The following is a 25413-nucleotide window of genomic DNA, read 5'->3' as shown; positions in this document are numbered from 1 at the left end:
GTTTCCATGTTTAACTAGAATGAATCATGTGGCTGGCGAATGATGGGGAGCGATATTCCTTAAGGTGAAGGGCGTATCGGCCAGGAAAATTTCTGGTTAACCCCGGTCGGCGACAGGGATCACTTATTCACCACAGGTTAACGGAGAGACGATGAATAAAGATCAAGCCGACGGTAACTGGAAGCAGCTTAAAGGCAAAGTGAAGGAAAAATGGGGCAAGCTGACCGATGACGATCTGACGGTCATCGAAGGGAAACGCGAACAGCTGGTCGGCAAAATCCAGGAGCGCTACGGTTACCAGAAAGAGGCGGCCGAGAAAGAGGTGAAAGCCTGGGAAGATCACACCAAACACCGCTGGTAATTTGCAGGGCCGCCATTGAAGGCGGCTTGCCCAGCGCAGGCCGGCGTCGCTCTCATCCTCTGGCGCCCCGGCCGCAGGTACAGGGAGGTACCTGACTTCGTCTTACTTCTTCTTGATGGCGATGCTGTGATCGTGTTCGGCGCAGTCATGCTTGCTGTCGCACGCCTCAACCTCCACGCAGCCGGCGCACAGGCCGTGCGCTTCCACCACGCTGTGCCGCAGCGCAAATCCGGCTTCCTGCGCCAGCTTCTGCAGCGTTTCCTCTACGCCTTCGGTAGTGCGTTCGGTCACCTGGCCGCAGCGGTCGCAGATAAACAGTGCGGATGTGTGCATCGGCTGTTCGAAGTGGTGGCACAGCACGTAGCTGTTGGCGGACTCCACTCTATGGATAAACCCTTGCTCCAGCAGAAAATCCAGCGCGCGATAGACCGTCGGCGGCTTGGCCTGCGGTTCGGCGACGCGCAGCAGATCGAGCAGGTCATAAGCGCTGATTGCACCGGGTTGCTGAGTCATCAGACGCAGCACTTCCAGCCGTTGCGGCGTCAATCGCACATTGCGTTGTTGGCAGAGGCGTTCCGCCTGCGCCAGCAGCTTTTCCTGGGTGGTTGAGTTCATCGCAAATATCCCGGTACGTAAAAAAGCCGATTTTACCATGATTACGGCGAATCGCCGAGAGTTGCCCCTTTTTCCCCTGAGGATTGCGCAGGGAAAGGCGCGCTGAGTGCGCTAAAAGAGAGATGTGTCACAACTTTTCCCCTCCGCCGGGCGGCAAATCAACGTTGCCGATTTTAGCGCTGGAGAGCCGCTGGCGAGAGCGGTATAACGCGCTTCACCCGCGTGACGAACAGGAGCCTTGTGTGATGACGGAAAGAGAGAAGCTGTTAAGCGGCCTGGAGTACAACAGCCGCGATGAAGAACTGATTGCGATGTACCATCGGGCCAGGGCGTTGACCAAAAGCCTGGGGGCGCTGGATTCGCATCAGGCGGACGAGAAAAACCGCCTGCTCGGCGAACTGTTCGGTGCCTGGGGCGAGGCGAGCTGGATCGAAACGCCGTTCTGGTGCGACTACGGGCAGCATGTCTGCATCGGTAAAAACTGTTTTATCAACGTCAATGCGGTGTTCCTCGACTGCAATACCATCACCATCGGCGATAACACGCTGATCGGCCCCAACGTGCAAATCTACACGCCGAGCCACCCGCTGAAGGCCGGCGAACGCTTTACCGGCGACCCGGCCTTTCCTTTCCGCACCTCGGCGCAGCCGGTGTCCATCGGCAGCAACGTATGGATCGGCGGTAACGTGGTGATCTTGCCGGGCGTGACCATCGGCGACGGCACGACTATCGGCGCGGGCAGCATCGTGACCGGCGACATCCCGGCCAATGTGCTGGCGCTGGGGCAGCCGTGCCGGGTTATCCGCACGTTGGAATAGGGGGGGAAGCGAAGGCGGTTTTCCCAACGGCGCCGATTGTCGTTATAATAGCCGTTTGCGGCCGTGCGCCGTTCGTTGAAGACAGACTCAGGTAGCCAGTAACTCAGCATGACGAAAGACAACCAAGCCCCAACCTACGCCGCCAATCGTTTCTCCATCGCGCCGATGCTCGACTGGACCGATCGTCATTGCCGTTACTTCCACCGCCTGCTGACCAAGGAAACGCTGCTGTACACCGAAATGGTGACCACCGGCGCGATCATTCACGGCAAGGGCGACTACCTGGCCTACAGTGAAGAAGAGCATCCGGTGGCGCTGCAGCTGGGCGGCAGCGATCCGGCCGCGTTGGCGCACTGCGCCAAACTGGCGGAGCAGCGCGGTTACGACGAGATTAACCTCAACGTCGGCTGCCCGTCCGATCGCGTGCAAAACGGCATGTTCGGCGCCTGTCTGATGGGGCAGGCGACGCTGGTCGCCGACTGCATCAAGGCGATGCGCGATGTGGTGTCGATCCCGGTGACGGTGAAGACCCGCATCGGCATCGACGATCAGGACAGCTACGCCTTCCTGTGCGACTTTATCCAAACCGTCGCCGGGCGCGGCGAGTGCGACATGTTCACCATCCACGCGCGCAAGGCCTGGCTCTCCGGCCTCAGCCCGAAAGAGAACCGCGAAGTGCCGCCGCTGGACTACCCGCGCGTTTATCAGCTGAAGCGGGATTTCCCGGCGCTGACCATCGCCATCAACGGCGGGGTGAAAACGCTGGAAGAGGCGCAGCAGCATCTGCAGCATCTGGACGGCGTGATGATGGGGCGCGAGGCGTACCAGAATCCGGGCATCCTGGCGCGGGTCGACAGCGAACTGTTCGGCGCGCAGACCGCAGTGCCGGACAGTGTGGCGATCGTCGAAGCGCTGTATCCGTATATCGAGCGCGAGCTGTCCAACGGCACCTATCTCGGCCACATCACCCGCCACATCCTCGGTTTGTTCCAGGGCGTGCCGGGCGCGCGCCAGTGGCGTCGCCACCTGAGCGAGAACGCCCACAAGCCGGGTGCTGATGCGCGAGTGGTGGAGCAGGCGCTGGCGCTGGTGCGTCAGCCGCGTGTGGAAATGGCGTAACCCACAAAAATTTTGACCAACAGTTAGTCTTTTTTGCCAGGCATTCGGCGCGTTGCCGGATGCCTACCCTGTTTTTTCAATAGGTTAGCCCTTTCGTCGTTCTGGCACGTTTCTTGTAATTCCCTCTGCAGATACGTTGAGTTGCAAAGGAGCAATCATGTTGGAAATCTTCTTTCTCATTGGCTTTGTGGTGATGCTGATGGTGACCGGCATCTCGCTGCTGGGGATCTTCGCTGCGCTGTTGGTGGCGGCGGCGTTCATGCTGTTGGGCGGGTTGTTCGCGGTGGTCATCAAGCTGCTGCCGTGGCTGATTTTGGCGGTCGTCGGGGTATGGATTTACCGTTCGATGCAGAAACCACAGGCCAGGCGTTACTGATTTTTCGCTGAATAATCAGTCAGTCGCGATGAAACTTGCACAACTTGCCGCCCCGCTAATGCGGCAGCGATCACAGCTTGGCAGTTTTACCGCGCGATGTGGCACATAAAGCGTGTTTTTTGCCGGACGGGGCTGTTAGGATGTTTGTCGATGCAGTGATGCGACCAATTTCATCACCGTGAGAGACAACCAAAATTCGTGTTGCTGAAGCAACCCCCTGTCTCTGGCGGACTCTGCTCTACCCCTACAAAACGCAGTAACAGAAAGGGCTCCGTAAGGAGCCCTTTTCTTTTGCCGCTATCAGGGGATCAGCAGGCTGGAGCCGCTGGTGCTGCGACTTTCCAGCACCTGGTGCGCCCGCTGGGCGTCGGCCAGCGCAAATTTCTGCTCGTCTTTCACCTCCACCCGAATGGCGCCGCTGCCGATCAGCGAGAACAGCTCGTTGCTGGCGTACTGCAGCTCGGCGCGGTTGGTGATGTAGCCGTTAAGGGAAGGGCGAGTGACGTACAGTGAGCCCTTCTGATTCAGCAGCGCCAGATCGACGCCAGTCACCGGGCCGGAGGCGTTGCCGAAGCTGACCATCAGGCCGCGCCGTTTCAGGCTGTTGAGCGAGGCCTGCCAGGTGCTTTGCCCCACCGAATCGTACACTACGCCGACCTTCTCGCCGTGCGTCAGCTCGGCCACCCGCTGGGCGATATCCTCTTTGTGGTAGTTGATGGTGGCCCAGGCGCCGGCCTGTTTCGCCAGCGCGGCCTTTTCGTCGGAGCCGACGCTACCGATCAGGCGCGCGCCCAGCGCTTTGGCCCATTGGCAGGCGATCAGCCCAACTCCGCCGGCGGCGGCATGGAACAGGAACACCTCACCCGGCTGCACGTCGTGGGTCTGGCGCAGCAGGTAGTGCACCGTCAGCCCTTTGAGGAAAGAAGCGGCGCCCTGCTCAAAGCTGAGGTTGTGCGGCAGCAGCGCCACTTTTTCTTCCGGCACGTTGTGGACTTCGCTGTAGGCGCCGAGCGACGACTGCGCATACACCACCCGGTCGCCCGGTTTGATCGCGCTGACCCCGGCGCCGACCTTGACCACCACGCCGGCCGCCTCGGTGCCGAGGCCGCTCGGCAGGCTCGCCGGGGCGTACAGCCCGCTGCGCACATAGGTGTCGATGTAGTTGATGCCGATCGCCTTGTTCTCGATCTGCACTTCGCCGGCGGCGGGATCGAGCGGTGTAAAATCAACGTATTGCAAGACTTCCGGCCCGCCGGTGGCGGAAAACTGAATGCGCTTGGCCATATCGTTACCTCGTTTGAGTGTCTGATTTCACCCTATTCTTTTTAGTATCGGAGATCCAGTTCACCCGTGCGGGATTCAATACCTTTTTTGCATCGGTTATGACGCAAAAATCACGTATACTCTCGCGTCAAGATCCTTCATTCGCAACCGGATAAAGACTACGTTTCATGGCAGGAAAAAAACCAACCAACAAAACAAACGCGGACGAAACCAGAGAGCGTTCCAGAGATCGTCAGATGGAAGGGCTGAAGATGCCGCCGCACTCGCTGGAGGCCGAGCAGTCGGTGTTGGGCGGTTTGATGCTGGATAACGAGCGCTGGGACAACGTGGCGGAGCGCGTGGTCGCCAACGACTTCTTCAGCCGCCCGCACCGCCTGATCTTTACCGAGATGCAGCGTTTGCTGGAGATGAGCAAGCCTATCGACCTCATCACCCTGTCCGAATCGCTCGAGCAGAAAGGTGAGCTGGACTCGGTCGGCGGCTTCGCCTACCTGGCCGAGCTGTCGAAAAACACCCCGAGCGCCGCCAACATCGGCGCCTATGCCGACATCGTGCGCGAGCGCGCGGTGGTGCGCGAGATGATCTCGGTGGCTAACGAGATCGCCGACGCCGGCTACGATCCGCAAGGGCGCAGCAGCGAAGACCTGCTCGATCTGGCGGAATCCCGCGTGTTCCAAATCGCCGAGAACCGTGCCAGCAAAGACGAAGGCCCGAAGGGCATCGAGCGCATCCTGGAAGACACCGTATCGCGTATCGAGCAGCTGTATCAGCAGCCGCACGACGGCGTGACCGGGGTCGATACCGGCTATCAGGACCTCAACAAGAAAACCGCGGGCATGCAAAAGTCCGATCTGATCATCGTCGCCGCCCGTCCATCGATGGGGAAAACCACCTTCGCCATGAACCTGTGCGAAAACGCCGCGATGACCCAGGAAAAACCGGTGCTGATCTTCAGCCTGGAGATGCCCGGCGAACAGATCATGATGCGTATGCTGGCGTCGCTGTCGCGCGTGGATCAGACGCGCATCCGTACCGGCCAGCTCGACGACGAGGACTGGGCGCGCATTTCCAGCACCATGGGTATCCTGCTGGAGAAGCGCAACATGTACATCGACGACTCCTCCGGCCTGACGCCGACCGAAGTGCGCTCGCGCGCGCGGCGCATTTTCCGCGAGCACGACGGGCTTAGCCTCATCATGATCGACTACCTGCAGCTGATGCGCGTGCCGGCCCTGTCCGACAACCGTACGCTGGAGATCGCCGAGATTTCGCGCTCGCTGAAGGCGCTGGCGAAGGAGCTGCAGGTGCCGGTAGTGGCGCTGTCGCAGCTGAACCGAAGCCTGGAGCAGCGCGCCGATAAGCGCCCGGTCAACTCCGACCTGCGTGAATCCGGCTCTATCGAGCAGGATGCCGACCTGATTATGTTCATCTATCGTGATGAGGTGTATCACGAGAACAGCGATCTGAAAGGGATCGCGGAAATTATTATCGGTAAGCAGCGTAACGGCCCGATCGGCACCGTGCGCCTTACCTTTAACGGCCAGTGGTCGCGTTTCGACAACTACGCGGGGCCACAATACGATGACGAATAATCAGCTAAGGAACTGAAATGAAAGCGGCAACCGCTGTAATCGACCGCCGCGCTCTGCGACATAATCTGCAACAGGTGCGCCGCCAGGCGCCGCAAAGCCGCCTGATTGCCGTTGTGAAAGCAAACGCTTATGGACATGGCCTGCTGGAAACAGCACACACCCTGCAAGACGCCGACTGCTACGGCGTGGCGCGCATCGGCGAAGCGCTGATGCTGCGCTCCGGCGGCATCGTCAAACCGATCCTGCTGCTGGAAGGCTTCTTCAGCGCCGAAGATCTGCCGGTGCTGGTGGCGAACAACATCGAAACCGCGGTGCACAGCATCGAGCAACTCGAAGCGCTGGAGCTGGCCGAGCTGGCGCGCCCGGTGCCGGTGTGGATGAAGCTCGACACCGGCATGCATCGGCTGGGGGTGCGCCCCGAACAGGCGGAGGCGTTTTATCAGCGCCTGTGCGCCTGCCGCAACGTGGCGCAGCCGGTCAATATCATGAGTCACTTCAGCCGCGCCGACGAGCCGGAGTCCGACGCCACCCTGAAACAAATCGCCTGCTTCGAGCAGTTCGCGCGCGGCAAACCGGGCCAGCGCTCGGTCGCCGCGTCCGGCGGCACGCTGCTGTGGCCGGATGCCCACAACGAGTGGGTGCGTCCCGGCATCATTTTGTACGGCGTGTCGCCGCTGGATAACGGCAGCGGCGCCGAGCATGGGCTGCAGCCGGCGATGACGCTGAAGTCCAGCCTGATCGCGGTGCGCGAGCACAAGGCCGGCGAAGCGGTCGGCTACGGCGGCACCTGGGTAAGCCCGCGCGATACCCGGCTGGGCGTGGTGGCGATGGGGTACGGCGACGGCTACCCGCGCAGCGCGCCGACCGGTACGCCGATTCTGATCAATGGCCGCGAAGTGCCGATCGTCGGCCGGGTGTCGATGGACATGATTTCGGTCGATCTCGGGCCGGACGCCGTCGATAAGGTGGGGGATGAAGCGGTGCTGTGGGGGCCGGCGCTGCCGGTCGAGCGCATCGCCGCCTGCACCGGCATCAGCGCCTACGAGCTGATCACCAAGCTCACGCAGCGCGTGGCGATGGAATATATCGGCGACTGATACGCCGCAGGGGCCGACGCGCGTCGGCCCCGTTTCTCAGCGGGTTACTTCTTTACCGCCAACCACTTATCGATAATCCTCTGATACTCCCCGGTCGCTTTGGCCAGGTGCAGCCACTGATCCACATACAGTTTCCAGCTCAGATCGTCGCGCGGCAGCATGTAAGCCTTCTCGCCGTACTGCATCGGCTTGGTCGGATTCACCGCGCACAGCTTCGGATAGCGCTTCTGCTGGTACAGCGCCTCGGAAGCGTCGGTGATCATCACGTCCGCCTTGCGGTCCACCAACTGCTGGAAAATGCTCATGTTGTCGTGCGTCAGCGTCAGTTTGGCCTTCGGCAGATAGGCGTGCACGAAGGCTTCGTTGGTGCCGCCCGCCGGCTCGAGCAGGCGCACCGACGGTTTGTTGATCTGCTCGAGAGTGCGGTATTTCTTCACGTCGGTGCAGCGCACCAGCGGGATCTTGCCGTCGGTATCCAGCTTGTCGGCGAAGAACACCTGCTTTTGCCGCTCCAGCGTGACGGAGATACCGCCCATCGCAATGTCGCACTTGCCGGAGGCGAAGTCCGGCGTCAGGGTTTTCCAGCTGGTTTTCACCCACTTCACTTTCGCGCCCAGGCTCTTGGCCAGCGATTCCGCCATGTCGATGTCGATGCCTTCATAGCGGCCGTCTTCCTTGAGGAAGGTATAGGGCTTGTAGTCGCCGGTGGTGCAGACCTCCAGGGTCTTTTGCTGCAGCACCTTATCCAGGTGGGATTGCGCGCCGGCGCTGCCGGCGGCGAGCAGCAGCGCGAGGGGGAGTAGCTTTTTCATCTGGCGTCCTTTTTATACATTCGTGGTTTTATGCGTTACTTCGCCGTTAATTGTCGTTTGCTTGCATGAGTTAGCCGTTTTTTATACCGCTTACCGGCGAAAACGCCGGGCGTTGCTGCTGTACGCGATTTAAGCGCCAGGGTGTGACGTCGGCAACGGTAAAAAAACTGGTAGGCTGTAACGTCAACATTTATTAACACAGTTTACAGGTGGCTATGTACAACATTGACGATTTTGATATGAAAATCCTGACGCTGTTACAGGCCAACGGCCGTCTGACCAACCAGGAGCTGAGCGAGCTGGTGGGGCTCTCCGCTTCCCAATGTTCGCGGCGGCGCATCAGTCTGGAGCAGGCACAGCTGATCCGCGGTTACCACGCGCGGCTGGCGCCGGAGGCGGTCGGCCTGGGGCTGGTGGGGCTGATCGAAGTCAGTCTGATCACGCACGCGCAGGAGCAGATCGATAGCTTTCATCAGATGCTGGAGGACGTGGACGCGATCCTTGATGCTTACAAGACCACCGGCGACGCCGATTACCTGCTGAAAGTGGCGGTGGCGGACCTGCCGGCGCTGAGCGAATTCATCAGCCAGACGCTGTCGCCGCACAAAAGCGTGGCGCATATCAAAACGGCGGTGGTGCTCAATCGCATCAAGGAAAACGGTTTATTGCCGGTGGCGCGAGAAAGCTAAAACCGAATGCGGTTTTCCGTCTATATTAGGAACGTAACGCTGTGCCCAAAACCACAATAAACCAGGAGAAAAACCCCGTGTTCCAGAACGTTGACGCCTATGCCGGCGATCCCATTCTGTCGCTGATGGAAAAATTCAAACAAGACCCGCGCGCGCACAAGGTGAACCTGAGTATCGGCCTGTATTACGATGCGCAGGGCATCATTCCGCAGATGCGGGCGGTCGCCGCGGCGCAAGCGCAGTTGAACAGCGTCGAGCACGGCGCCTCGGTATACCTGCCGATGGAAGGGCTGCAACCCTACCGTTCCGCCATCCAGCATTTGCTGTTCGGCGCGCAGCACCCGATGCTGCAGCAGGGGCGCATCGCCACCATTCAGACCGTCGGCGGTTCCGGCGCGTTGAAAGTGGGCGCCGACTTCCTGAAAAGCTACTTCCCGAATTCGCAGGTGTGGGTCAGCGATCCGACCTGGGAAAACCATGTCGCCATCTTCAGCGGCGCCGGTTTCAAGGTGAATACCTACCCGTATTTCGACAGCGAAAGCCTGGGCGTGAAGTTCGACGCCATGCTCGCTGCGCTGAAACAGCTGCCGAAGCACAGCATCGCGCTGCTGCACCCGTGCTGCCACAACCCGACCGGTTCCGACCTGACTCCCGCCCAGTGGGATGAGGTGGTCAAGGTGATCGCCGAGCGTGAAATCATTCCGTTCCTCGACATCGCCTATCAGGGCTTCGGCGGCGGCATGGAGCAGGACGCCTACGCCATTCGCGCCATCGCGGCGGCCGGCCTGCCGTGCCTGGTGAGCAACTCGTTCTCGAAGATCTTCTCGCTGTACGGCGAGCGCGTCGGCGGCCTGTCGGTCGTGTGCGAAAGCGAAGAGGCGGCCGGGCGCGTGCTGGGTCAGCTGAAGGCCACCGTGCGCCGCAACTACTCGAGCCCGCCGAATTTCGGCGCGCAGCTGGTGGCCAAGGTGCTGAACGACGCCCAGTTGAAAACCCAATGGCTCGACGAGGTGGAGAGCATGCGTACCCGCATTCTCGAGATGCGTCACGCGCTGGTGGACACCCTGAAGAGCGCGCTGCCGCAGCGCAACTTCGATTACCTGCTGGCGCAGCGCGGCATGTTCAGTTACACCGGCTTCAGCGCGGCGCAGGTCGATCGCTTGCGTGAAGAGTTCGGCGTCTACCTGATCCACAGCGGCCGCATGTGCGTGGCCGGCCTGAACCACAACAACGTGCGTCAGGTGGCCGAGGCATTTGCCGCGGTGCAGTAACGCCTGTTAGTCTGAACGGACGTTCATCGGGGAGCGATAGCGATATCGCTCCTTTTTTATTGCCGGCGCGCCGCCGAAGTTGCCGCAAACCGGAGAGAGAATATACTGATTGAGGGGCGCTCACTCATGTGGCATCAGCAAACGCTAATCCTCAGCGCAAAAGCGCGTGGCTTTCATCTGGTTACCGACGAGATCGTCAACCAGTTAACCCACTTACACCGCCTGCAAACCGGCCTGCTGCATCTGTTGCTGCAGCATACCTCGGCCTCGCTGACGCTCAACGAGAATTGCGATCCCACGGTGCGAGCCGATATGGAGCAGCATTTCCTGCGTCAGGTGCCGGAAAACGCACCCTATCAGCATGACTACGAAGGGCCGGACGACATGCCGGCGCACATCAAATCCTCGCTGCTGGGCGCTTCCTTGACGCTGCCCGTCAGGCACGGGCGGCTGATGTTGGGCACATGGCAGGGCATCTGGCTGGGGGAGCACCGCATCCACGGCGGAGCACGCCGTATTGTGGCCACATTACAGGGGGAATAACCCAATGAATAACAGCGCATTGCTGGAGTACTGCATGGCGAAGCCGGGCGCGGAGCAAAGCGACCAGAACCAGTGGCAGGCCAGTCAGATCAAGGTGGGCGACGTGATGTTCGCCATGGTGTGCGAGGTCGAAGGGCGGCCGGCGCTGGCGGTCAAGTCCAGCCCGGAGCTGGCGGAAAGCCTGCGTGAACACCATCCTGAGATCGTCGCCTGCGCCGGCCTGAACAAGGCGCACTGGAACACGGTGTTTCTCGACGGCAACCTGCCGAACTCGCAGTTTTACACGCTGATCGACAGCTCCTATCAGCTGGTGGTGGAAGGCCTGCCCGAACACGTGCGCCAGGAACTGCGCGCCTGATTGCCGGGCGGCGGCGCCGCCCGTTTTTCTCCTGTTTTTTCGCGTCAAAGCGTGATCGTGATTTTAAATTGGGAACGTTCCCTTTTTGTCGTCAGACAAAAGCGGCTACGCTTGGGCATTCAAGATACGCGGATAACATAAGGAGGCCGACATGGCCATCAGCGAAGAAAAGCGCAAGATGATCGCCGGGGAGCTGTACGACGCCGGCGATGACCTGCTGCGCAGCGAGCGTCGGCGCGCACGCCAGCTGACGCATCGCTATAACCACTCCTCGCCGGAAGAGGGCGAACTGCGCAAACAGTGGCTGGACGAGCTGCTGGGCGGCTATCAGGGCGGCACCATCGAGCCGACCTTCCGCTGTGACTACGGCTATAACATTTATCTCGGCAAGAACTTCTACGCCAATTTCGACTGCGTGATCCTCGACGTGTGCGAGGTACATATCGGCGACAACTGCCTGCTGGCGCCGGGCGTGCATATCTACACCGCGACCCATCCGCTGGACGCCGAGACCCGCGTCGGCGGCGCGGAGTTCGGTAAGCCGGTCAAGATTGGCGACAACGTATGGATCGGCGGACGCGCGGTGATCAATCCGGGTGTGACCATCGGCGATAATGCGGTCGTGGCCTCCGGCGCCGTGGTGACCAAAGACGTGCCGGCCAACTGCGTGGTGGGCGGCAACCCGGCCAGGGTCATCAAGCACCTATAAAAAAACGGGCGCCGCGGGCGCCCATTTTCATCAGGCTCGCAGCGAGTCGATATCCACCACGAAGCGGTACTTCACGTCGCTTTTCAGCATGCGCTCATAGGCCTCATTAATTTGCTGCATCGGGATCAGCTCGATATCGGACGTGATGCCGTGTTGGCCGCAGAAGTCCAGCATCTCTTGCGTTTCCGCGATGCCGCCGATCAGCGAACCGGCGATGCGGCGGCGCTTCATGATCAGATTGAACACCTGCGGCGACGGATGATCGTGCTCCGGCGCGCCGACCAGCGTCAGGGTACCGTCGCGGCGCAGCAGGTTGAGGAACGGGTTCAGATCGTGCTGAGTCGCCACCGTGTTGAGGATGAAGTCGAAGCTATTAACGTGCTGCGCCATCTCATCCGGGTTGCGCGAAATCACCACTTCATGGGCGCCGAGGCGCTTGGCGTCTTCTATTTTCGACGGCGAGGTGGTGAACAGCACCACGTGCGCGCCCATCGCCCGCGCCAGTTTGACGCCCATGTGTCCCAGCCCGCCGAGGCCGACGATGCCGACCTTTTTGCCTGGTCCCGCGCCCCACTGGCGCAGCGGCGAATAGGTGGTGATGCCGGCGCACAGCAGCGGCGCGACCCCGGCCGGATCGAGATTTTCCGGCACTCGCAGCACGAAGTCCTGATCCACCACCAGATTGGTGGAGTAGCCGCCGTAGGTCACGGCGCCGGTCTGGCGGTCCTGACCGTTATAGGTGCCGGTAAAGCCGTTCTCGCAATACTGTTCCAGCCCCTCATCGCAGCTTGGGCAGCTGCGGCAGGAATCTACCATGCAACCGACGCCGACCAGATCGCCGACCCGGTAACGCGAGGCATGGCCACCGACGGCGCTGACGCGGCCGACGATTTCGTGGCCCGGCACCACCGGGTAAATCGTATTGCTCCATTCGTTGCGAGCCTGATGCAGGTCCGAATGGCACACGCCGCAGAACAGCACCTGAATTTGCACATCGTGGTCGCGCAGGGCGCGCGGTGGGTAATCGAAAGGCACCAGCGCAGACTTCGCATCATGCGCGGCATAGGCATGGGTAATGTTCATGGTCGCTCCAGTTATCAATGTATGGGGGACAACGCTTGGCCGGCAGCGGAGTGCCGGTGAGACGCGGCCTGAATCAGACAGGGCGGCCGCCGAGGGAACATTGATGATAAAAGCGGTGAGCGCGGAGGGAAATGCCTGAAAATGTCGAAACCTTGCCCGTTTCTGTTTGATTGCTGCGAAACGGGTCAGCGTGCGGGTCGCCTGAGCGACGGCCCGCACGCCGGCGATACTACTTGTTCAACAGCGGTTTCAGGAAGCGTGCGGTGTGCGATTTTTCACACTCGGCCACGGTTTCCGGCGTGCCGGCGACCAGGATTTCGCCGCCGCCGCTGCCGCCTTCCGGCCCCAGATCGACGATCCAGTCGGCGGTCTTGATCACGTCCAGGTTATGCTCGATGACCACGATGGTGTTGCCCTGATCGCGCAGCTGATGCAGCACCGCCAACAGCTGCTGGATATCGGCGAAGTGCAGACCGGTGGTCGGTTCGTCGAGGATATACAGCGTCTGGCCGGTGCCGCGTTTCGACAGCTCGCGCGCCAGCTTGACGCGCTGCGCCTCACCGCCGGAGAGCGTGGTGGCCGACTGGCCGAGACGGATGTACGACAGGCCGACATCCATCAGGGTCTGCAGCTTGCGCGCCAGCGCCGGCACCGCGTCGAAGAACTCACGCGCTTCTTCGATGGTCATCTCCAGCACTTCGTGGATGCTCTTGCCCTTGTACTTCACTTCCAGCGTTTCGCGGTTATAGCGCTTGCCCTTGCACTGGTCGCACGGCACGTAGATGTCCGGCAGGAAGTGCATCTCGACCTTGATCACCCCATCGCCCTGGCAGGCTTCACAGCGCCCGCCCTTGACGTTGAAGCTGAAACGGCCCGGCGTATAACCGCGGCTGCGCGATTCCGGCACGCCGGCGAACAGCTCGCGCACCGGGGTAAAAATGCCGGTGTAGGTGGCCGGGTTGGAGCGCGGCGTACGGCCGATCGGGCTCTGATCGATGTCGATCACCTTGTCGAAATGCTCCAGGCCGGTCACTTCGCGGAACGGCGCCGGCTCGGCGATGGTGGCGCCGTTGAGCTGGCGCTGAGCGATCGGGAACAGCGTATCGTTAATCAGCGTCGATTTGCCGGAGCCGGACACGCCGGTGATGCAGGTAAACAGACCGACCGGCAGCGTCAGCGTCACGTCCTTCAGGTTGTTGCCGCGCGCGCCGCTCAGCTTCAGCACCTTGGTCGGATCGGCCTGCACGCGCTGCGCCGGAATGGCGATCTCGCGCTTGCCGCTGAGGAACTGGCCGGTCAGCGAGTCCGGCTGCGCCATGATGTCGTCGACGGTGCCTTCCGCCACCACCTGGCCGCCGTGCACGCCGGCGCCGGGGCCGATGTCGATCACGTGATCGGCGGCGCGGATGGCGTCTTCGTCATGCTCCACCACGATCACCGTGTTGCCGAGGTTGCGCAGGTGGATCAGCGTTTCCAGCAGGCGCTCGTTGTCGCGCTGGTGCAGGCCGATCGACGGCTCATCCAGCACGTACATCACGCCCACCAGGCCGGCGCCGATCTGGCTGGCCAAACGGATACGCTGCGCTTCGCCGCCGGAGAGCGTCTCCGCCGAGCGGGACAGTGACAGGTAGTTCAGGCCGACGTTCACCAGGAATTTCAGGCGATCGCCGATCTCTTTCAGCACTTTTTCGGCGATCTTGGCGCGCTGGCCGCTGAGCTTCATGTTCTGGAAGAAGGTCATCGCATGGCCGATGCTCAAATCGGAGATCTCCGGCAGCGTGGTGTCTTCGACGAACACGTTGCGCGCTTCTTCACGCAGGCGGGTGCCGTGGCACGAGGCGCAAGGGCGGTTGCTGATGAACTTCGCCAGCTCTTCGCGCACCGCGCTGGATTCGGTCTCTTTATAGCGGCGCTCCATGTTATGCAGCACGCCTTCGAACGGATGGCGGCGCACGGTGGTGTCACCGCGATCGTTGATGTATTTGAATTCGATCGACTCTTTGCCGGAGCCGCTCAGCACCGCCTTCTGCACGTTGGCGCTCAGGGTGTTGAACGGCGCCTCTACGTCGAACTCATAGTGCTCCGCCAGCGAGCGCAACATCTGGAAGTAATAGAAGTTGCGGCGATCCCAGCCGCGGATCGCGCCGCCGGCCAGCGACAGCTCGGGGTTTTGCACCACGCGGTCCGGATCGAAGAACTGCTGCACGCCCAGGCCGTCGCAGGTCGGGCAGGCGCCGGCCGGGTTGTTGAAGGAAAACAGGCGCGGTTCCAGTTCGCGCATGCTGTAGCCGCAGATCGGGCAGGCGAAGTTGGCGGAAAACAGCAGCTCGTCCGCTTTCTCGTCGTCCATATCTGCCACCACCGCGGTGCCACCGGACAACTCCAGCGCGGTTTCGAACGATTCGGCCAGGCGCTGCGCCATGTCGTCGCGCACCTTGAAACGGTCGACCACCACTTCGATGGTGTGTTTCTTTTGCAGCTCCAGCCTCGGCGGATCGGACAGATCGCACACTTCACCGTCGATGCGCGCGCGGATATAGCCCTGAGCGGCCAGGTTTTCCAGCGTTTTGGTGTGTTCGCCCTTGCGATCTTTCACCACCGGCGCCAGCAGCATCAGGCGTTTGCCTTCCGGCTGGCTCAGCACGTTGTCGACCATCTGGCTGACGGTCTGCGCCGCCAGCGGCACATGGTGATCCGGGCAGCGCGGCTCGCCGACGCGGGCGAACAACAGGCGCAGGTAGTCGTGGATCTCGGTGATGGTGCCGACCGTGGATCGCGGGTTGTGCGAGGTGGATTTCTGCTCGATGGAGATCGCCGGCGACAGACCTTCAATATGGTCGACGTCCGGCTTTTCCATCAGCGACAGGAACTGGCGCGCATAGGCGGAGAGCGATTCGACGTAGCGGCGCTGCCCTTCGGCATACAGCGTATCGAAAGCCAGCGATGACTTGCCGGAACCGGACAGGCCGGTGACGACGATCAGTTTGTCACGCGGGATGATCAGGTTGATGTTTTTCAGATTATGGGTTCGAGCACCACGAACTTCAATATTGTCCATTTACACTTCCCGTCTTGATGATACACCGCGCCTGTCGCGATTTTTGCGGGGGATTTTGTGATGGATCTCGCAAAAAACCGGCACAGCCTGGTCGAAACGCATAATTATGACACAAAAAAACCTGAATGAATATCCAGTATGCGAATGCAACAAGGTCGATTGAAAAGACAATTCTGGAATGCAATTCGCACTTATCAACACGGGTGTGGTTTCGCACTCAGCGTGGTAAACTGACGCGTTTATACTGTGTAGAAATCAATCATCGGGAGAAGTGCTCATGGCCAGCAGAGGCGTAAACAAAGTAATTCTGGTCGGGAATCTGGGTCAGGATCCAGAAGTCCGTTACATGCCGAACGGCGGCGCAGTGGCCAACATTACCCTGGCGACCTCCGAAAGCTGGCGTGACAAGGCGACCGGCGAACAGAAAGAGAAGACCGAGTGGCACCGCGTCGTGCTGTTCGGCAAACTGGCCGAAGTGGCGGGCGAATACCTGCGTAAAGGCTCTCAGGTCTACATCGAAGGCTCCCTGCAGACCCGTAAATGGCAGGATCAGAGCGGCCAGGATCGCTACACCACCGAGATCGTGGTTAACGTCGGCGGCACCATGCAGATGCTGGGCGGCCGTCAGGGCGGCGGCGCACCGGCCGGTCAATCTGCCGGCGGCCAGGGCGGTTGGGGCCAGCCTCAGCAGCCACAGGGCGGCAACCAGTTCAGCGGCGGCCAGCAGCAGTCTCGCCCGGCGCAGAACAGCGCTCCGGCGGCCAGCAGCAACGAACCGCCAATGGATTTCGACGACGATATCCCGTTCTGATATCCGGCTGTTTGCAGCCAACAAAAAAGCCCCTTCACGGGGCTTTTTGTATTTCAGAGGGCGTTACGCCGAGAAGCCGCCGTCGATGCTCAGGCTGGCGCCGGTGATATAACCTGCTTGCGGGCCGGCGAGGTAGGCGACGAAGCCGGCGATCTCTTCATCTTTGCCGTAGCGGCCGATCGCCATCAGCTGCTTGAGCTGATCGGCGAACTCGCCGGCGTCTGGGTTCATTTCGGTGTCCACCGGGCCGGGCTGCACGTTATTGACGGTGATGCCGCGCGGGCCGAGATCGCGCGCCATGCCTTTGGTCAGGCCGACCAGCGCCGATTTGCTCATCGCATACACCGCCGCGCCGCCGAACGGCACGCGCTCGGCGTTGGTGCTGCCGATGTGGATGATGCGGCCGCCGTCGTTCATGTGGCGCGCCGCCTCCTGGCTGGCGACGAACACGCTGCGCACGTTGACCGCCAGCATGCGATCCAGGTCTTCCAACGCCAGTTCCTCGGTGCTGCCCAGCGTAAACACCCCGGCGTTGTTCACCAGAATATCCAGGTTGCCGAAGTGGCTGACCGCCTGGCGCACCGCCTGCTGCAGCGCCGCCGCATCGGCGCTGTCGGCCTTGATGGCGAGGGCTTTGCCGCCGGCGGCAGTGATGGCGCTTGCCACCGCTTCGGCGCGATCGGCCGAGGCGGCGTAGGTAAAGGCGACGGCAGCGCCTTCGCTCGCCAACCGTTTAACGATGGCGGCGCCGATGCCGCGTGAACCGCCTTGAACGAACGCGACTTTGCCTTGCAGAGGGTGTGCTGTGGTCATGTTATTTCTCCAAAGTGGGTGAGGGTAAGGCGTTATTCCCAGTATCGGTGAAATGTCTGGCGGCCACTGTTCACAAAGAGCTTTGCCGCTAAAACGAGAAAAGCCCCTTGCGGGGCTTCTTTCTTCCGTCGGTTGGCTGTTCGACGATCAGTTGAAGATTTCTGCGGTGCCGTACAGTTTGTTCTGGCCGCCGGCGGCGACGATGCGGTATGAGCTGGCACCCGACGCGGCGGCTTTGCTGGCCAGTTCGCTTTCCAGTGCGCTCAGGTTGGTGGCGCCGCTAACGGAGACTACGCCGATTTTCTGGGCGTCTGCAGCGGGTTGGCTGGAAGGCAGGTCAGCGGCGAAGGTAGCGAAAGAAGCGGTAGCCAGCAGCGCAGCGGTAGCAAAAATTTTGACGTTTTTCATGATGTGTTCCTCAGCGTATTGATTGGATGAGAGCCCGTTATCTCTCGATGTATTAAATACTAGTGCGGCAGGCTGGAATAAAAAATCGGAGAGTTTTGAGTATCTCTGTCAAATAAACTGATTGTTTTTTCATCCGCTGGCGTGCGGTAAAAATCGCCACTACCCTTTACAGACGATCCTTAACCGGAGAAGCGTAATGACGGTAAACGCATTTATCGGCAGCAGGGCGCTGGTGTCCTCGGCATTTGAGAACCAGGACGGCGAGCTAAATCACCCGCTGGGTGAGCAGGTGCTGGGGCGCATCCACTATGAGGCCAACGGCACGATGGCGGCGCAGCTGTACAGCGCCGTGCGGCCGCGTTTCGCCGCTGACGATTTGGCGCAGGGGGCCGAGCGGGAGATCCGCGCGGCCTTCATCAATATGATTTGCTACTGCGGCCGTTATCAGGTGGAGGAAAGCGAGCAGCGGGTGGTACATCAGGTCGAAGGCTGTTCATTCCCCAACTGGGTAGGCAGCCGTCAGGTGCGTTTTTACGCTTTCAGCGGCGATCGACTGACGTTGCGCGCGGTGCCCTTGCAGCTCGGCAACGGCGTGCAGGTGGGCGAACTGGTGTGGCAGCGGACAGGAGCTTCTTTATGATCATTGTTCATCATCTCAATCACTCGCGGTCGCAGCGCATTCTGTGGTTTCTGGAAGAGCTGGGCGTGCCCTATCAGGTGCAACGCTACGAACGCGATCCGCAGACTATGCTGGCGCCGGCGGCGCTGAAAAAGATCCACCCGCTGGGCAAATCGCCGGTGATCGTCGACGGCGATCTGACGCTGGCGGAATCCGGCGCCATCATCGAATACCTGCAGGAAGCCTATGACGCGCAAGGGATGTTCATGCCGACCGACTTCCACGCGCGCCAGCAATACCGCTACTGGCTACACTACGCGGAAGGATCGCTGATGCCGCTGTTGGTGATGAAACTGGTGTTCAGCCGGCTCGGCCAGCCGCCGATCCCCTGGCTGCTGCGGCCGGTGGCCGGCGCGATCGGCAAGGGCGTGCAGCGCGAATATCTCGACAAGCAGATCGCGCCGCACTGCGACTTCCTCGAACAGCACCTGAACAAGGGCAGCTGGTTTGTCGGCAATGACTTCAGCGCGGCGGACATTCAGATGAGCTTCCCGCTGGAGGCGATGGCAGCGCGAGGCGCGTTGGATGATTGCCCGAAACTGCGCGGTTTTTTGCAGCGTATTCATGCCCGGCCCGCCTACCAGCGGGCGTTGGAGCAGGGCGGCCCTTACGCCCTGCTGAGCTAATCGGATGGGCTATACTCGATGGGGTCATTCTTCATCGGAGGTAGCCCATGGCTACGCAAATCTTCGTTAACCTGCCCGTCAGCGATCTGCCCGCCTCGATGGCGTTCTTCACCCACCTGGGTTTCACTTTCAACCCGCAATTTACCGATGACACCGCCGCGTGCATGGTGGTCAGCGACACGATTTACGTGATGTTGCTGACCCACGACAAATTCAGGATGTTTACCCCGAACCCGATCGGTGACGCCAAACAGGCCACCGAAGTGCTGGTATGCCTGTCGCAACCCAGCCGGGCGGCGGTGGACGAACTGGTGCGCAAGGCGGTCGCCGGCGGCGGCAACACCTACCACCCGCCGCGGGACTACGGCGTGATGTACGGCCACGGTTTTCAGGATCTGGATGGCCATATCTGGGAATTGATGTATATGGATCCCGCCGCGGTGCAGACGCAATAACCCTGCCGTGACGGCGTTCGCCGGGGCGCCTGTCGCCCCGGTTTTATCGTGCTGGCGCTATTCCCGCCGCTTTCTGCATAAATTGCCGCGATCTTTAGTTGATTAGACGCTATGGAAGGCAGGATAATCGTTTGCCTTGAATAAACCACCATAAATCACCCGTACCGCGCGCTGCGAGTTAAACGTTTGCCTTGGTGCGCATCGCCGTTGGCGCTGCGACAGAGGGGCAAGGATGCGGAACGTGACGTAAACGATTACGTGACGATCGGGCGCGGGCGAGATTACAGGCCTGCTGCGACGGGCCGATTCATGAAACACAGGGGAAGTAACCTATGTCGAACTCTCAAGCGAACCACGCCGCAAAACCAACCGGCGGGCTTGATGGCTATTTTAAAATTTCCGCGCGCGGCAGCAGCGTGCGCCAGGAGGTGGTGGCGGGGCTGACCACCTTCCTGGCGATGGTGTATTCGGTGATCGTGGTGCCGAGCATGCTGGGCAAAGCGGGCTTCCCGCCGGCGGCGGTGTTTGTCTCCACCTGCCTGGTGGCCGGGCTGGGCTCGCTGCTGATGGGGCTGTGGGCTAACCTGCCGATGGCGATCGGCTGTGCGATCTCGTTGACCGCCTTCACCGCCTTCAGCCTGGTGCTGGGCCAGCACATCAGCATTCCGGTGGCGCTGGGTGCGGTGTTCCTGATGGGCGTACTGTTTACCATTATCTCGGTCACCGGCATCCGCGCCTGGATCCTGCGCAACCTGCCGATGGGCGTGGCGCACGGCACCGGCATCGGTATCGGTCTGTTCCTGCTGCTGATCGCCGCCAACGGCGTCGGCCTGGTGGTGAAGAACCCGCTGGATGGTCTGCCGGTGGCGCTCGGCGCGTTCACCTCCTTCCCGGTGGTGATGACGCTGGTCGGCCTGGCGGTGATCTTCGGCCTGGAAAAACTGCGCGTGCCCGGCGGCATTTTGCTGGTGATCATCGCCATTTCCATCATCGGCCTGATCTTCGACCCGGCGGTGAAATACCAGGGGCTGTTCGCCATGCCGAGCCTGGCGGACGCTGACGGCAAATCGTTGATCTTCAGCCTGGATATCATGGGCGCATTGCAGCCGGTGGTGTTGCCGAGCGTGCTGGCGCTGGTGATGACCGCGGTGTTCGACGCTACCGGCACCATCCGCGCGGTGGCCGGGCAGGCCAACCTGCTGGATAAAGACGGGCAGATCATCAATGGCGGCAAGGCGCTGACCTCGGATTCCCTGAGCAGCATCTTCTCCGGCCTGGTGGGCGCCGCGCCCGCCGCGGTCTACATCGAATCCGCCGCCGGCACCGCCGCGGGCGGCAAGACCGGCCTGACCGCCACCGTGGTCGGCATTCTGTTCCTGCTGATCCTGTTCCTGTCGCCGCTGGCCTATCTGGTGCCGGTCTATGCCACCGCCCCGGCGCTGATGTACGTCGGCCTGCTGATGCTGAGCAACGTCACCAAGCTGGACTTCAACGACTTCGTCGACGCGATGGCCGGCCTGCTGTGCGCGGTGTTCATCGTACTGACCTGCAACATCGTTACCGGCATCATGCTGGGCTTCAGCTCGCTGGTCATCGGTCGCATCTTCTCCGGCGAATGGCGCAAGCTGAACATCGGCACCGTGCTGATCGCCGTGGCGCTGGTGGCGTTCTACGCCGGCGGCTGGGCGATTTAAGACCCTCAGGTTTCCCTCGCCCGCCGGGCGAGGGAAGCTGTCACGGCATTTCCCTTCTTAAGATAAGTCTTCTTCTGCTCTGCACCGCGTCTTGAAAGGCACAACAAGCTTTAACGGCTGTAAAAAAAGTGATCTACTATCGGGACCAACGCAGGCCCTGAGCCGATGTCGTCTGAATCGTAGAGTCTAAGGAAAGCATGGAAATCTTTTTTACAATCCTCATTTTGATCCTGGTGGTCTCCCTGTCCGGGGTGGTGACGCGCATGTTGCCGTTCCAGGTGCCGCTGCCGCTGATGCAAATCGCCATCGGGGCCCTGTTGGCCTGGCCGCATTTCGGGCTGCACGTCGACTTTGATCCCGAACTGTTCCTGGTGCTGTTCATCCCGCCGCTGCTGTTCGCCGACGGCTGGAAAACGCCAACGCGCGAATTCCTGCACCACGGGCGTGAAATTCTCGGCCTGGCGCTGGTGCTGGTGCTGATCACCGTGGTCGGCGTCGGCTATCTGATCTACGCCATGGTGCCGGGCATTCCGCTGGTGGCGGCCTTCGCGTTGGCGGCGGTGCTGTCGCCGACCGATGCCGTGGCGCTGTCCGGCATCGTCGGCAAAGGGCGCATTCCCAAGCCGATCATGGGCGTGCTCGAAGGCGAGGCGCTGATGAACGACGCATCCGGCCTGGTGTCGCTCAAGTTCGCCATCGCGGTGGCGATGGGCACCATGGTGTTCACCGTGGGCGGCGCAACCCTCGAGTTCCTCAAAGTGGCGATCGGCGGCCTGCTGGCCGGCGTGGCGGTCACCTGGACCTACAGTAAATCGCTGCGGGTGATGAGCCGCTGGAGTGGCGACGATCCGGCGACTCAGATCGTATTCCTGCTGCTGCTGCCGTTCGCTTCTTACCTGATCGCCGAACACATCGGCGTCTCCGGCATCCTGGCGGCGGTAGCGGCGGGGATGACCATCAGCCAATCCGGCGTGATCCGCAACGCGCCGCTGGCGATGCGCCTGCGCGCCAACAGCGTATGGGCCATGCTGGAGTTCGTGTTCAACGGCATGGTGTTCATCATGTTGGGCCTGCAGCTGCCGGGCATTCTTGAAACCTCTATCCTGCAGGCGGAGCTGGATCCGAGCATCCAGACCTGGTACCTGTTCGCCGACGTGGCCACCATCTACGCCGCGCTGCTGGTGCTGCGTTTCACCTGGCTGTGGGTGATGAAGAAGGCCAGCAACCGCTTTATGAAAAAGCGCCCGCTGCAGTTTGGCGACTACAGCACGCGTGAGCTGTGGGTGGCGTCGTTCGCCGGGGTGCGCGGGGCGATTACCCTGGCCGGTGTGCTGTCGATACCGCTGTTGCTGAGTGACGGCACCGCCTTCCCGGCGCGCTATCAGCTGGTGTTTATCGCCGCCGGGGTGATCCTGTTGTCGTTGATCGTCGGCGTGCTGGCATTGCCGCTGCTGCTGCGCGGCGTTCAGGTGGCCGACAAGAGCGCCAGCAAGCACGAAGAGCGCATGGCGATCGCCATGGCGGCTGAAGTGGCAATCGAGAGCGTGAATAAAATGGAAGAGCGTCTGGTCGCCGATACCGAAGAGAACCTCGATCCGCAGGTGTTGAAAGAGGTCAGTTCGCGGGTGACGGGCATGCTACGGCGGCGCATCGCGTCGAAAGACGATATCGAGAATGCGTTGGCGATGGAAAACCTCGAGCGGCGTTTCCGCCTGACGGCGCTGCGCGCCGAGCGCGGCGAGCTGTACCATCTGCGCGCCACGCAGAAAATCAGCAACGAGACGCTGCAAAAACTGCTGCACGATCTCGACCTGCTCGAAGCGTTGCTGATCGAACGCGAAGGGTAAACCTCAGAAGAGGAATCATGTTTTCCTCTTTATTTCTGTCCCGAAGGGCCGCCTGTGCGGCCCTTGTTTTTTGGCTACTTGAGCGGCGGCCAGTAGTCGCGGCAGCAGGCGATCCAGGCCTGCGCGCCGTGCGACAGGTAGCTGCCCTGGCGCCAGATCAGCCCGATTTTCCACTCCATGCGCGGTTCCAGCGGTAGCCAGACCAGGTTTTCCTTGTCCAGCCAGCGGCAGACCGGCTCCGGCAGCATGGCGATGCCCACGCCGGCCTGCACCATCGAGGCGAGGAAGTCCCATTGGCCGCTGCGCACCGCGATTTGCGGTTCAAAACCGGCCTGGCGAAACGCCTTCATCAGCATCTTGTACAGCGCAAAGTCTTCGTTATAAATCAGGATCGGGCTGTCGGCCAATTCGGCGATATTGATGCTGGTGCGGTTGAGCCACTGCGGCGTGCGCGGCGCCACCACGCACATCGGATGGCCCAGCAGCGGCAGAAAGGTCAGCGGCTGTTCCGAATCGAAGGGCAGCACCGTCATCGCCAGATCCAGTTCGCCGGACATCACCGCCTGTTCGACCGACAGCCCGCCCAGCTCGGAAATTTTCAATTCGATGCCGGGGTAGGTCTGGCGAAAGCGGCGGATCAGATCGGCGATCTGCCTGCCCACCATCGGCGGAATGCCCAGCCGCAGCACGCCCTTTTTCACCGAGCTGATGTCTTCCAGCTCCGCCTCCAGCTGGCGGAATTCGTCGAGGATCGTCAGGCCGCGCTGATACAGCGCCTGGCCGCTGTCGGTCAGGCGCAGCTTGCGGCCTTCGCGGATCAGCAGCGTGCATTCCAGCTCCTCTTCCAAATGCCGCAGCATCTTGCTGATGGTGGGCTGGGTGACGAACAGTTTTTCCGCCGCGCGGGTGAAGCTTTGCTGGCGCACCACTTCAACGAAGTAGCGCAGGGTGCGGACATCCACGTTAGGGTTCTCCTTGAGGGCGCTACCGGCGGGAAACTATTCCCGGACGGCATGATGTCGATAATTTTAATTCATTTCAGGCGTGGTTTCCCGGCTGCGTATACTGTAGGCCGTCAATTATTGTTTGAGGTCATCTTTCATGTCTCTGGCGTTACGCCGCGTTGCCCCCTCCCTGCTGACCCGTTTGCAGGTGCCGATTCAGGTGGCGTTGTATGCGGCGCTGTTCCTGATCGCCGATCGTCTGGTGCAACAATTCCACCTGCCGCTCCCCGCCAATATCGTCGGCATGTTGATGCTGCTGGCGCTGATCCTGCTGCGCATTCTGCCGCTGAGCTGGGTCAAGGCCGGCTCCCGCTGGCTGCTGGCGGAAATGCTGCTGTTTTTCGTGCCGGCGGTGGTGGCGGTGGTCAACTATGCTCAGTTGCTGATGGTCGAGGGCTGGAAGATCTTTCTGGTGATCGCGATCAGCACCATGCTGACGCTGGGCGCCACCGGGCTGGTGGTGGACAGGGTGTATCGGCTGGAGATTTGGCTGCAGCGACGGAAGCAGCGCCATGAATGACTTTATCCTCAGCCTGGCCTGCTTTCTGGCGACGCTGGCGCTGTATTTCGCCAACAAGAAACTCTATCGCCGCCGCCGCACGTTACTGCTGATGCCGCTGGTGCTGACGCCGATGATCCTGGTGCTGCTGCTGGTGGTCACCCACATCTCCTATCAGGACTATATCGGTGAAACCCACTGGCTGCTGTGGCTGCTGGGGCCGGCGACCATCGCCTTCGCGGTGCCGGTGTACGAGAACCTGCACATCATCCGCCGCCACTGGCTGTCGCTGACCGCCGGGGTAACGACGGCGGTGCTGGTGGCGGTGTACAGCTCGGTGTGGCTGGCGCGCCTGCTGACGCTGCCGGAAGAGGTGCAGCGCAGCCTGGCGGTGCGTTCGATCACCACGCCGTTCGCGCTGGAGGCCGCCAAACAGATGGGCGGGCAGCCGGATCTGGTGGCGCTGTTCGTGGTGATCACCGGGGTGTTCGGCATGGCGGTGGGCGACATTCTGTTTCTGCGGCTGGCGGTGCGCAGCCGCCTGGCCAAGGGAGCCGGGTTTGGCGCCTCGTCGCACGGCGCCGGCACCGCCCGCGCTTATGAACTGGGGCCGCAGGAGGGCGTGGTGTCGAGCCTGGTGATGATGCTGGCCGGCATTATCACGGTGGTGGCCGCGCCACTGATCGGCCGGCTGATGTGGTAAGACCTCTCGGGGCGCGCTCTGCCGCCCCATTTTACATTGTCTGTCGTTGGGAACGGTGCCGTCGATGAGCGCCCGAAAAAACGAAGAAA

27 protein-coding genes are annotated in these 25413 nt (G+C 61.3%); 19 read left to right on the top strand and 8 right to left on the bottom strand.

The features are described from left to right. Positions 1 to 151 precede the first annotated feature (151 nt). Positions 152 to 361, top strand: coding sequence for a CsbD family protein (locus C3F38_RS25260; protein ID WP_004936743.1), 210 nt, complete (start codon positions 152 to 154; stop codon positions 359 to 361). A 102-nt stretch (positions 362 to 463) separates the two neighbouring features. On the opposite strand, the gene zur is transcribed toward C3F38_RS25260, so the two are convergent. Further along, positions 464 to 976 carry a zinc uptake transcriptional repressor Zur gene (zur, locus tag C3F38_RS25255; RefSeq protein ID WP_015379223.1) on the bottom strand — a complete coding sequence of 171 codons (513 nt, stop codon included), beginning with the start codon at positions 974 to 976 and terminating at the stop codon, positions 464 to 466. Between the two features lie 245 nt (positions 977 to 1221). Between zur and C3F38_RS25250 the strand changes: the two genes are divergently transcribed. The 3 genes from C3F38_RS25250 (at position 1222) to pspG (ending at position 3289) form a co-directional block, all read left to right on the top strand. Further along, positions 1222 to 1794, top strand: coding sequence for a sugar O-acetyltransferase (locus C3F38_RS25250; protein ID WP_038874322.1), 573 nt, complete (start codon positions 1222 to 1224; stop codon positions 1792 to 1794). Between the two features lie 108 nt (positions 1795 to 1902). Further along, entirely contained in the window at positions 1903 to 2913 is a 1011-nt protein-coding gene (dusA, locus tag C3F38_RS25245) for a tRNA dihydrouridine(20/20a) synthase DusA (protein WP_038874320.1), read from the top strand. A 157-nt stretch (positions 2914 to 3070) separates the two neighbouring features. Next, positions 3071 to 3289, top strand: coding sequence for an envelope stress response protein PspG (pspG, locus tag C3F38_RS25240; protein ID WP_025304448.1), 219 nt, complete (start codon positions 3071 to 3073; stop codon positions 3287 to 3289). Between the two features lie 300 nt (positions 3290 to 3589). Here pspG and C3F38_RS25235 read toward each other — a convergent pair whose 3' ends face one another. Continuing rightward, entirely contained in the window at positions 3590 to 4573 is a 984-nt protein-coding gene (locus tag C3F38_RS25235; RefSeq protein WP_038874319.1) for a quinone oxidoreductase, read from the bottom strand. 167 nt (positions 4574 to 4740) lie between these two features. On the opposite strand from C3F38_RS25235, the gene dnaB reads away from it, so the two are divergent. Both dnaB and alr read left to right on the top strand, forming a co-directional pair. Further along, positions 4741 to 6165 carry a replicative DNA helicase gene (gene dnaB, locus C3F38_RS25230; RefSeq protein ID WP_025160134.1) on the top strand — a complete coding sequence of 475 codons (1425 nt, stop codon included), beginning with the start codon at positions 4741 to 4743 and terminating at the stop codon, positions 6163 to 6165. 17 nt (positions 6166 to 6182) lie between these two features. Then, positions 6183 to 7262, top strand: coding sequence for an alanine racemase (gene alr, locus C3F38_RS25225; RefSeq protein WP_038874317.1), 1080 nt, complete (start codon positions 6183 to 6185; stop codon positions 7260 to 7262). A 44-nt stretch (positions 7263 to 7306) separates the two neighbouring features. On the opposite strand, the gene C3F38_RS25220 is transcribed toward alr, so the two are convergent. Then, the gene (locus C3F38_RS25220; RefSeq protein WP_055317026.1) at positions 7307 to 8074 is read right to left on the bottom strand and encodes a transporter substrate-binding domain-containing protein; all 768 of its coding nucleotides are present in this window, start codon (positions 8072 to 8074) and stop codon (positions 7307 to 7309) included. 215 nt (positions 8075 to 8289) lie between these two features. Between C3F38_RS25220 and C3F38_RS25215 the strand changes: the two genes are divergently transcribed. From C3F38_RS25215 to maa, 5 genes are all read left to right on the top strand, one after another. Continuing rightward, positions 8290 to 8763, top strand: a complete 474-nt coding sequence (locus tag C3F38_RS25215; protein WP_038874314.1) for an Lrp/AsnC family transcriptional regulator — start codon at positions 8290 to 8292, stop codon at positions 8761 to 8763. A 77-nt stretch (positions 8764 to 8840) separates the two neighbouring features. Continuing rightward, complete coding sequence (locus C3F38_RS25210; protein ID WP_048234820.1) at positions 8841 to 10034, top strand: amino acid aminotransferase; 1194 nt, start codon at positions 8841 to 8843, stop codon at positions 10032 to 10034. A 126-nt stretch (positions 10035 to 10160) separates the two neighbouring features. Continuing rightward, positions 10161 to 10577, top strand: a complete 417-nt coding sequence (locus C3F38_RS25205; protein ID WP_004936779.1) for a secondary thiamine-phosphate synthase enzyme YjbQ — start codon at positions 10161 to 10163, stop codon at positions 10575 to 10577. A gap of 4 nt (positions 10578 to 10581) precedes the next feature. Continuing rightward, complete coding sequence (locus C3F38_RS25200) at positions 10582 to 10935, top strand: MmcQ/YjbR family DNA-binding protein (RefSeq protein WP_038874311.1); 354 nt, start codon at positions 10582 to 10584, stop codon at positions 10933 to 10935. A gap of 151 nt (positions 10936 to 11086) precedes the next feature. Then, a complete protein-coding gene (maa, locus tag C3F38_RS25195; protein WP_038874310.1) occupies positions 11087 to 11644 on the top strand; it encodes a maltose O-acetyltransferase in 558 nt (185 codons plus the stop codon). Positions 11645 to 11674: 30 nt separating this feature from the next. Here maa and C3F38_RS25190 read toward each other — a convergent pair whose 3' ends face one another. Continuing rightward, on the bottom strand, positions 11675 to 12727 hold the full coding sequence (locus tag C3F38_RS25190; RefSeq protein ID WP_103767511.1) for an NAD(P)-dependent alcohol dehydrogenase: 1053 nt from the start codon (positions 12725 to 12727) through the stop codon (positions 11675 to 11677). Positions 12728 to 12956: 229 nt separating this feature from the next. After that, positions 12957 to 15785 (bottom strand): excinuclease ABC subunit UvrA, encoded by a 2829-nt coding sequence (uvrA, locus tag C3F38_RS25185; RefSeq protein WP_055317024.1) that lies wholly within the window; start codon positions 15783 to 15785, stop codon positions 12957 to 12959. A gap of 277 nt (positions 15786 to 16062) precedes the next feature. Between uvrA and ssb1 the strand changes: the two genes are divergently transcribed. Then, a complete protein-coding gene (ssb1, locus tag C3F38_RS25175; RefSeq protein ID WP_033654707.1) occupies positions 16063 to 16596 on the top strand; it encodes a single-stranded DNA-binding protein SSB1 in 534 nt (177 codons plus the stop codon). A gap of 63 nt (positions 16597 to 16659) precedes the next feature. Here ssb1 and C3F38_RS25170 read toward each other — a convergent pair whose 3' ends face one another. Both C3F38_RS25170 and C3F38_RS25165 read right to left on the bottom strand, forming a co-directional pair. Continuing rightward, positions 16660 to 17409: a 3-oxoacyl-ACP reductase family protein gene (locus tag C3F38_RS25170; protein WP_055317023.1), complete on the bottom strand. Its 750-nt coding sequence runs from the start codon at positions 17407 to 17409 to the stop codon at positions 16660 to 16662. Positions 17410 to 17556: 147 nt separating this feature from the next. Continuing rightward, on the bottom strand, positions 17557 to 17817 hold the full coding sequence (locus C3F38_RS25165; protein WP_025304435.1) for a YdgH/BhsA/McbA-like domain containing protein: 261 nt from the start codon (positions 17815 to 17817) through the stop codon (positions 17557 to 17559). 196 nt (positions 17818 to 18013) lie between these two features. Here C3F38_RS25165 and C3F38_RS25160 point away from each other — a divergent pair, with 196 nt between their 5' ends. The 5 genes from C3F38_RS25160 (at position 18014) to C3F38_RS25140 (ending at position 23118) form a co-directional block, all read left to right on the top strand. Beyond that, positions 18014 to 18457 carry a lipocalin-like domain-containing protein gene (locus C3F38_RS25160; protein WP_055317022.1) on the top strand — a complete coding sequence of 148 codons (444 nt, stop codon included), beginning with the start codon at positions 18014 to 18016 and terminating at the stop codon, positions 18455 to 18457. Beyond that, positions 18454 to 19122 carry a glutathione S-transferase family protein gene (locus C3F38_RS25155; protein ID WP_038874300.1) on the top strand — a complete coding sequence of 223 codons (669 nt, stop codon included), beginning with the start codon at positions 18454 to 18456 and terminating at the stop codon, positions 19120 to 19122. Before C3F38_RS25160 ends, C3F38_RS25155 begins: the two co-directional genes overlap by 4 nt. Before the next feature lie 47 nt (positions 19123 to 19169). Continuing rightward, positions 19170 to 19577, top strand: a complete 408-nt coding sequence (locus C3F38_RS25150; protein ID WP_038874298.1) for a VOC family protein — start codon at positions 19170 to 19172, stop codon at positions 19575 to 19577. Positions 19578 to 19909: 332 nt separating this feature from the next. Continuing rightward, on the top strand, positions 19910 to 21271 hold the full coding sequence (locus C3F38_RS25145) for an NCS2 family permease (RefSeq protein ID WP_004936819.1): 1362 nt from the start codon (positions 19910 to 19912) through the stop codon (positions 21269 to 21271). A 197-nt stretch (positions 21272 to 21468) separates the two neighbouring features. Further along, a complete protein-coding gene (locus C3F38_RS25140; RefSeq protein WP_055317021.1) occupies positions 21469 to 23118 on the top strand; it encodes a Na+/H+ antiporter in 1650 nt (549 codons plus the stop codon). Positions 23119 to 23192: 74 nt separating this feature from the next. Here the strand turns inward: C3F38_RS25140 and C3F38_RS25135 are convergent, their stop codons facing one another. Further along, positions 23193 to 24080: a LysR family transcriptional regulator gene (locus C3F38_RS25135; RefSeq protein WP_055313629.1), complete on the bottom strand. Its 888-nt coding sequence runs from the start codon at positions 24078 to 24080 to the stop codon at positions 23193 to 23195. 139 nt (positions 24081 to 24219) lie between these two features. Between C3F38_RS25135 and C3F38_RS25130 the strand changes: the two genes are divergently transcribed. Further along, positions 24220 to 24642, top strand: coding sequence for a CidA/LrgA family protein (locus C3F38_RS25130; RefSeq protein WP_028127545.1), 423 nt, complete (start codon positions 24220 to 24222; stop codon positions 24640 to 24642). Further along, positions 24635 to 25324, top strand: a complete 690-nt coding sequence (locus C3F38_RS25125) for an LrgB family protein (protein ID WP_004936833.1) — start codon at positions 24635 to 24637, stop codon at positions 25322 to 25324. The genes C3F38_RS25130 and C3F38_RS25125 overlap by 8 nt, the downstream gene beginning before the upstream one ends. Positions 25325 to 25413 lie beyond the last annotated feature (89 nt).

It is taken from the genome of Serratia sp. SSNIH1, assembly GCF_002935055.1.
In the GTDB taxonomy this organism is placed as follows: domain Bacteria; phylum Pseudomonadota; class Gammaproteobacteria; order Enterobacterales; family Enterobacteriaceae; genus Serratia; species Serratia nevei.
Note: the sequence above shows the minus strand (reverse complement) of the source record. Positions and strands in the feature narration are given on the sequence as shown.

Bases quoted from the DNA above. Each gene is read 5' to 3' on its own strand.
- C3F38_RS25235 (WP_038874319.1), bottom strand. From the start codon at position 4,573: ATGGCCAAGCGCATTCAGTTTTCCGCCACCGGCGGGCCGGAAGTCTTG.
- C3F38_RS25160 (WP_055317022.1), top strand. From the start codon at position 18,014: ATGACGGTAAACGCATTTATCGGCAGCAGGGCGCTGGTGTCCTCGGCA.
- C3F38_RS25190 (WP_103767511.1), bottom strand. From the start codon at position 12,727: ATGAACATTACCCATGCCTATGCCGCGCATGATGCGAAGTCTGCGCTG.
- C3F38_RS25260 (WP_004936743.1), top strand. From the start codon at position 152: ATGAATAAAGATCAAGCCGACGGTAACTGGAAGCAGCTTAAAGGCAAA.
- C3F38_RS25125 (WP_004936833.1), top strand. From the start codon at position 24,635: ATGAATGACTTTATCCTCAGCCTGGCCTGCTTTCTGGCGACGCTGGCG.
- ssb1 (WP_033654707.1), top strand. From the start codon at position 16,063: ATGGCCAGCAGAGGCGTAAACAAAGTAATTCTGGTCGGGAATCTGGGT.
- dnaB (WP_025160134.1), top strand. From the start codon at position 4,741: ATGGCAGGAAAAAAACCAACCAACAAAACAAACGCGGACGAAACCAGA.
- alr (WP_038874317.1), top strand. From the start codon at position 6,183: ATGAAAGCGGCAACCGCTGTAATCGACCGCCGCGCTCTGCGACATAAT.
- pspG (WP_025304448.1), top strand. From the start codon at position 3,071: ATGTTGGAAATCTTCTTTCTCATTGGCTTTGTGGTGATGCTGATGGTG.
- C3F38_RS25205 (WP_004936779.1), top strand. From the start codon at position 10,161: ATGTGGCATCAGCAAACGCTAATCCTCAGCGCAAAAGCGCGTGGCTTT.
- C3F38_RS25215 (WP_038874314.1), top strand. From the start codon at position 8,290: ATGTACAACATTGACGATTTTGATATGAAAATCCTGACGCTGTTACAG.
- C3F38_RS25140 (WP_055317021.1), top strand. From the start codon at position 21,469: ATGGAAATCTTTTTTACAATCCTCATTTTGATCCTGGTGGTCTCCCTG.
- C3F38_RS25220 (WP_055317026.1), bottom strand. From the start codon at position 8,074: ATGAAAAAGCTACTCCCCCTCGCGCTGCTGCTCGCCGCCGGCAGCGCC.
- uvrA (WP_055317024.1), bottom strand. From the start codon at position 15,785: ATGGACAATATTGAAGTTCGTGGTGCTCGAACCCATAATCTGAAAAAC.
- dusA (WP_038874320.1), top strand. From the start codon at position 1,903: ATGACGAAAGACAACCAAGCCCCAACCTACGCCGCCAATCGTTTCTCC.
- C3F38_RS25200 (WP_038874311.1), top strand. From the start codon at position 10,582: ATGAATAACAGCGCATTGCTGGAGTACTGCATGGCGAAGCCGGGCGCG.
- C3F38_RS25165 (WP_025304435.1), bottom strand. From the start codon at position 17,817: ATGAAAAACGTCAAAATTTTTGCTACCGCTGCGCTGCTGGCTACCGCT.
- zur (WP_015379223.1), bottom strand. From the start codon at position 976: ATGAACTCAACCACCCAGGAAAAGCTGCTGGCGCAGGCGGAACGCCTC.
- C3F38_RS25145 (WP_004936819.1), top strand. From the start codon at position 19,910: ATGTCGAACTCTCAAGCGAACCACGCCGCAAAACCAACCGGCGGGCTT.
- C3F38_RS25150 (WP_038874298.1), top strand. From the start codon at position 19,170: ATGGCTACGCAAATCTTCGTTAACCTGCCCGTCAGCGATCTGCCCGCC.
- C3F38_RS25155 (WP_038874300.1), top strand. From the start codon at position 18,454: ATGATCATTGTTCATCATCTCAATCACTCGCGGTCGCAGCGCATTCTG.
- C3F38_RS25170 (WP_055317023.1), bottom strand. From the start codon at position 17,409: ATGACCACAGCACACCCTCTGCAAGGCAAAGTCGCGTTCGTTCAAGGC.
- C3F38_RS25250 (WP_038874322.1), top strand. From the start codon at position 1,222: ATGACGGAAAGAGAGAAGCTGTTAAGCGGCCTGGAGTACAACAGCCGC.
- maa (WP_038874310.1), top strand. From the start codon at position 11,087: ATGGCCATCAGCGAAGAAAAGCGCAAGATGATCGCCGGGGAGCTGTAC.
- C3F38_RS25130 (WP_028127545.1), top strand. From the start codon at position 24,220: ATGTCTCTGGCGTTACGCCGCGTTGCCCCCTCCCTGCTGACCCGTTTG.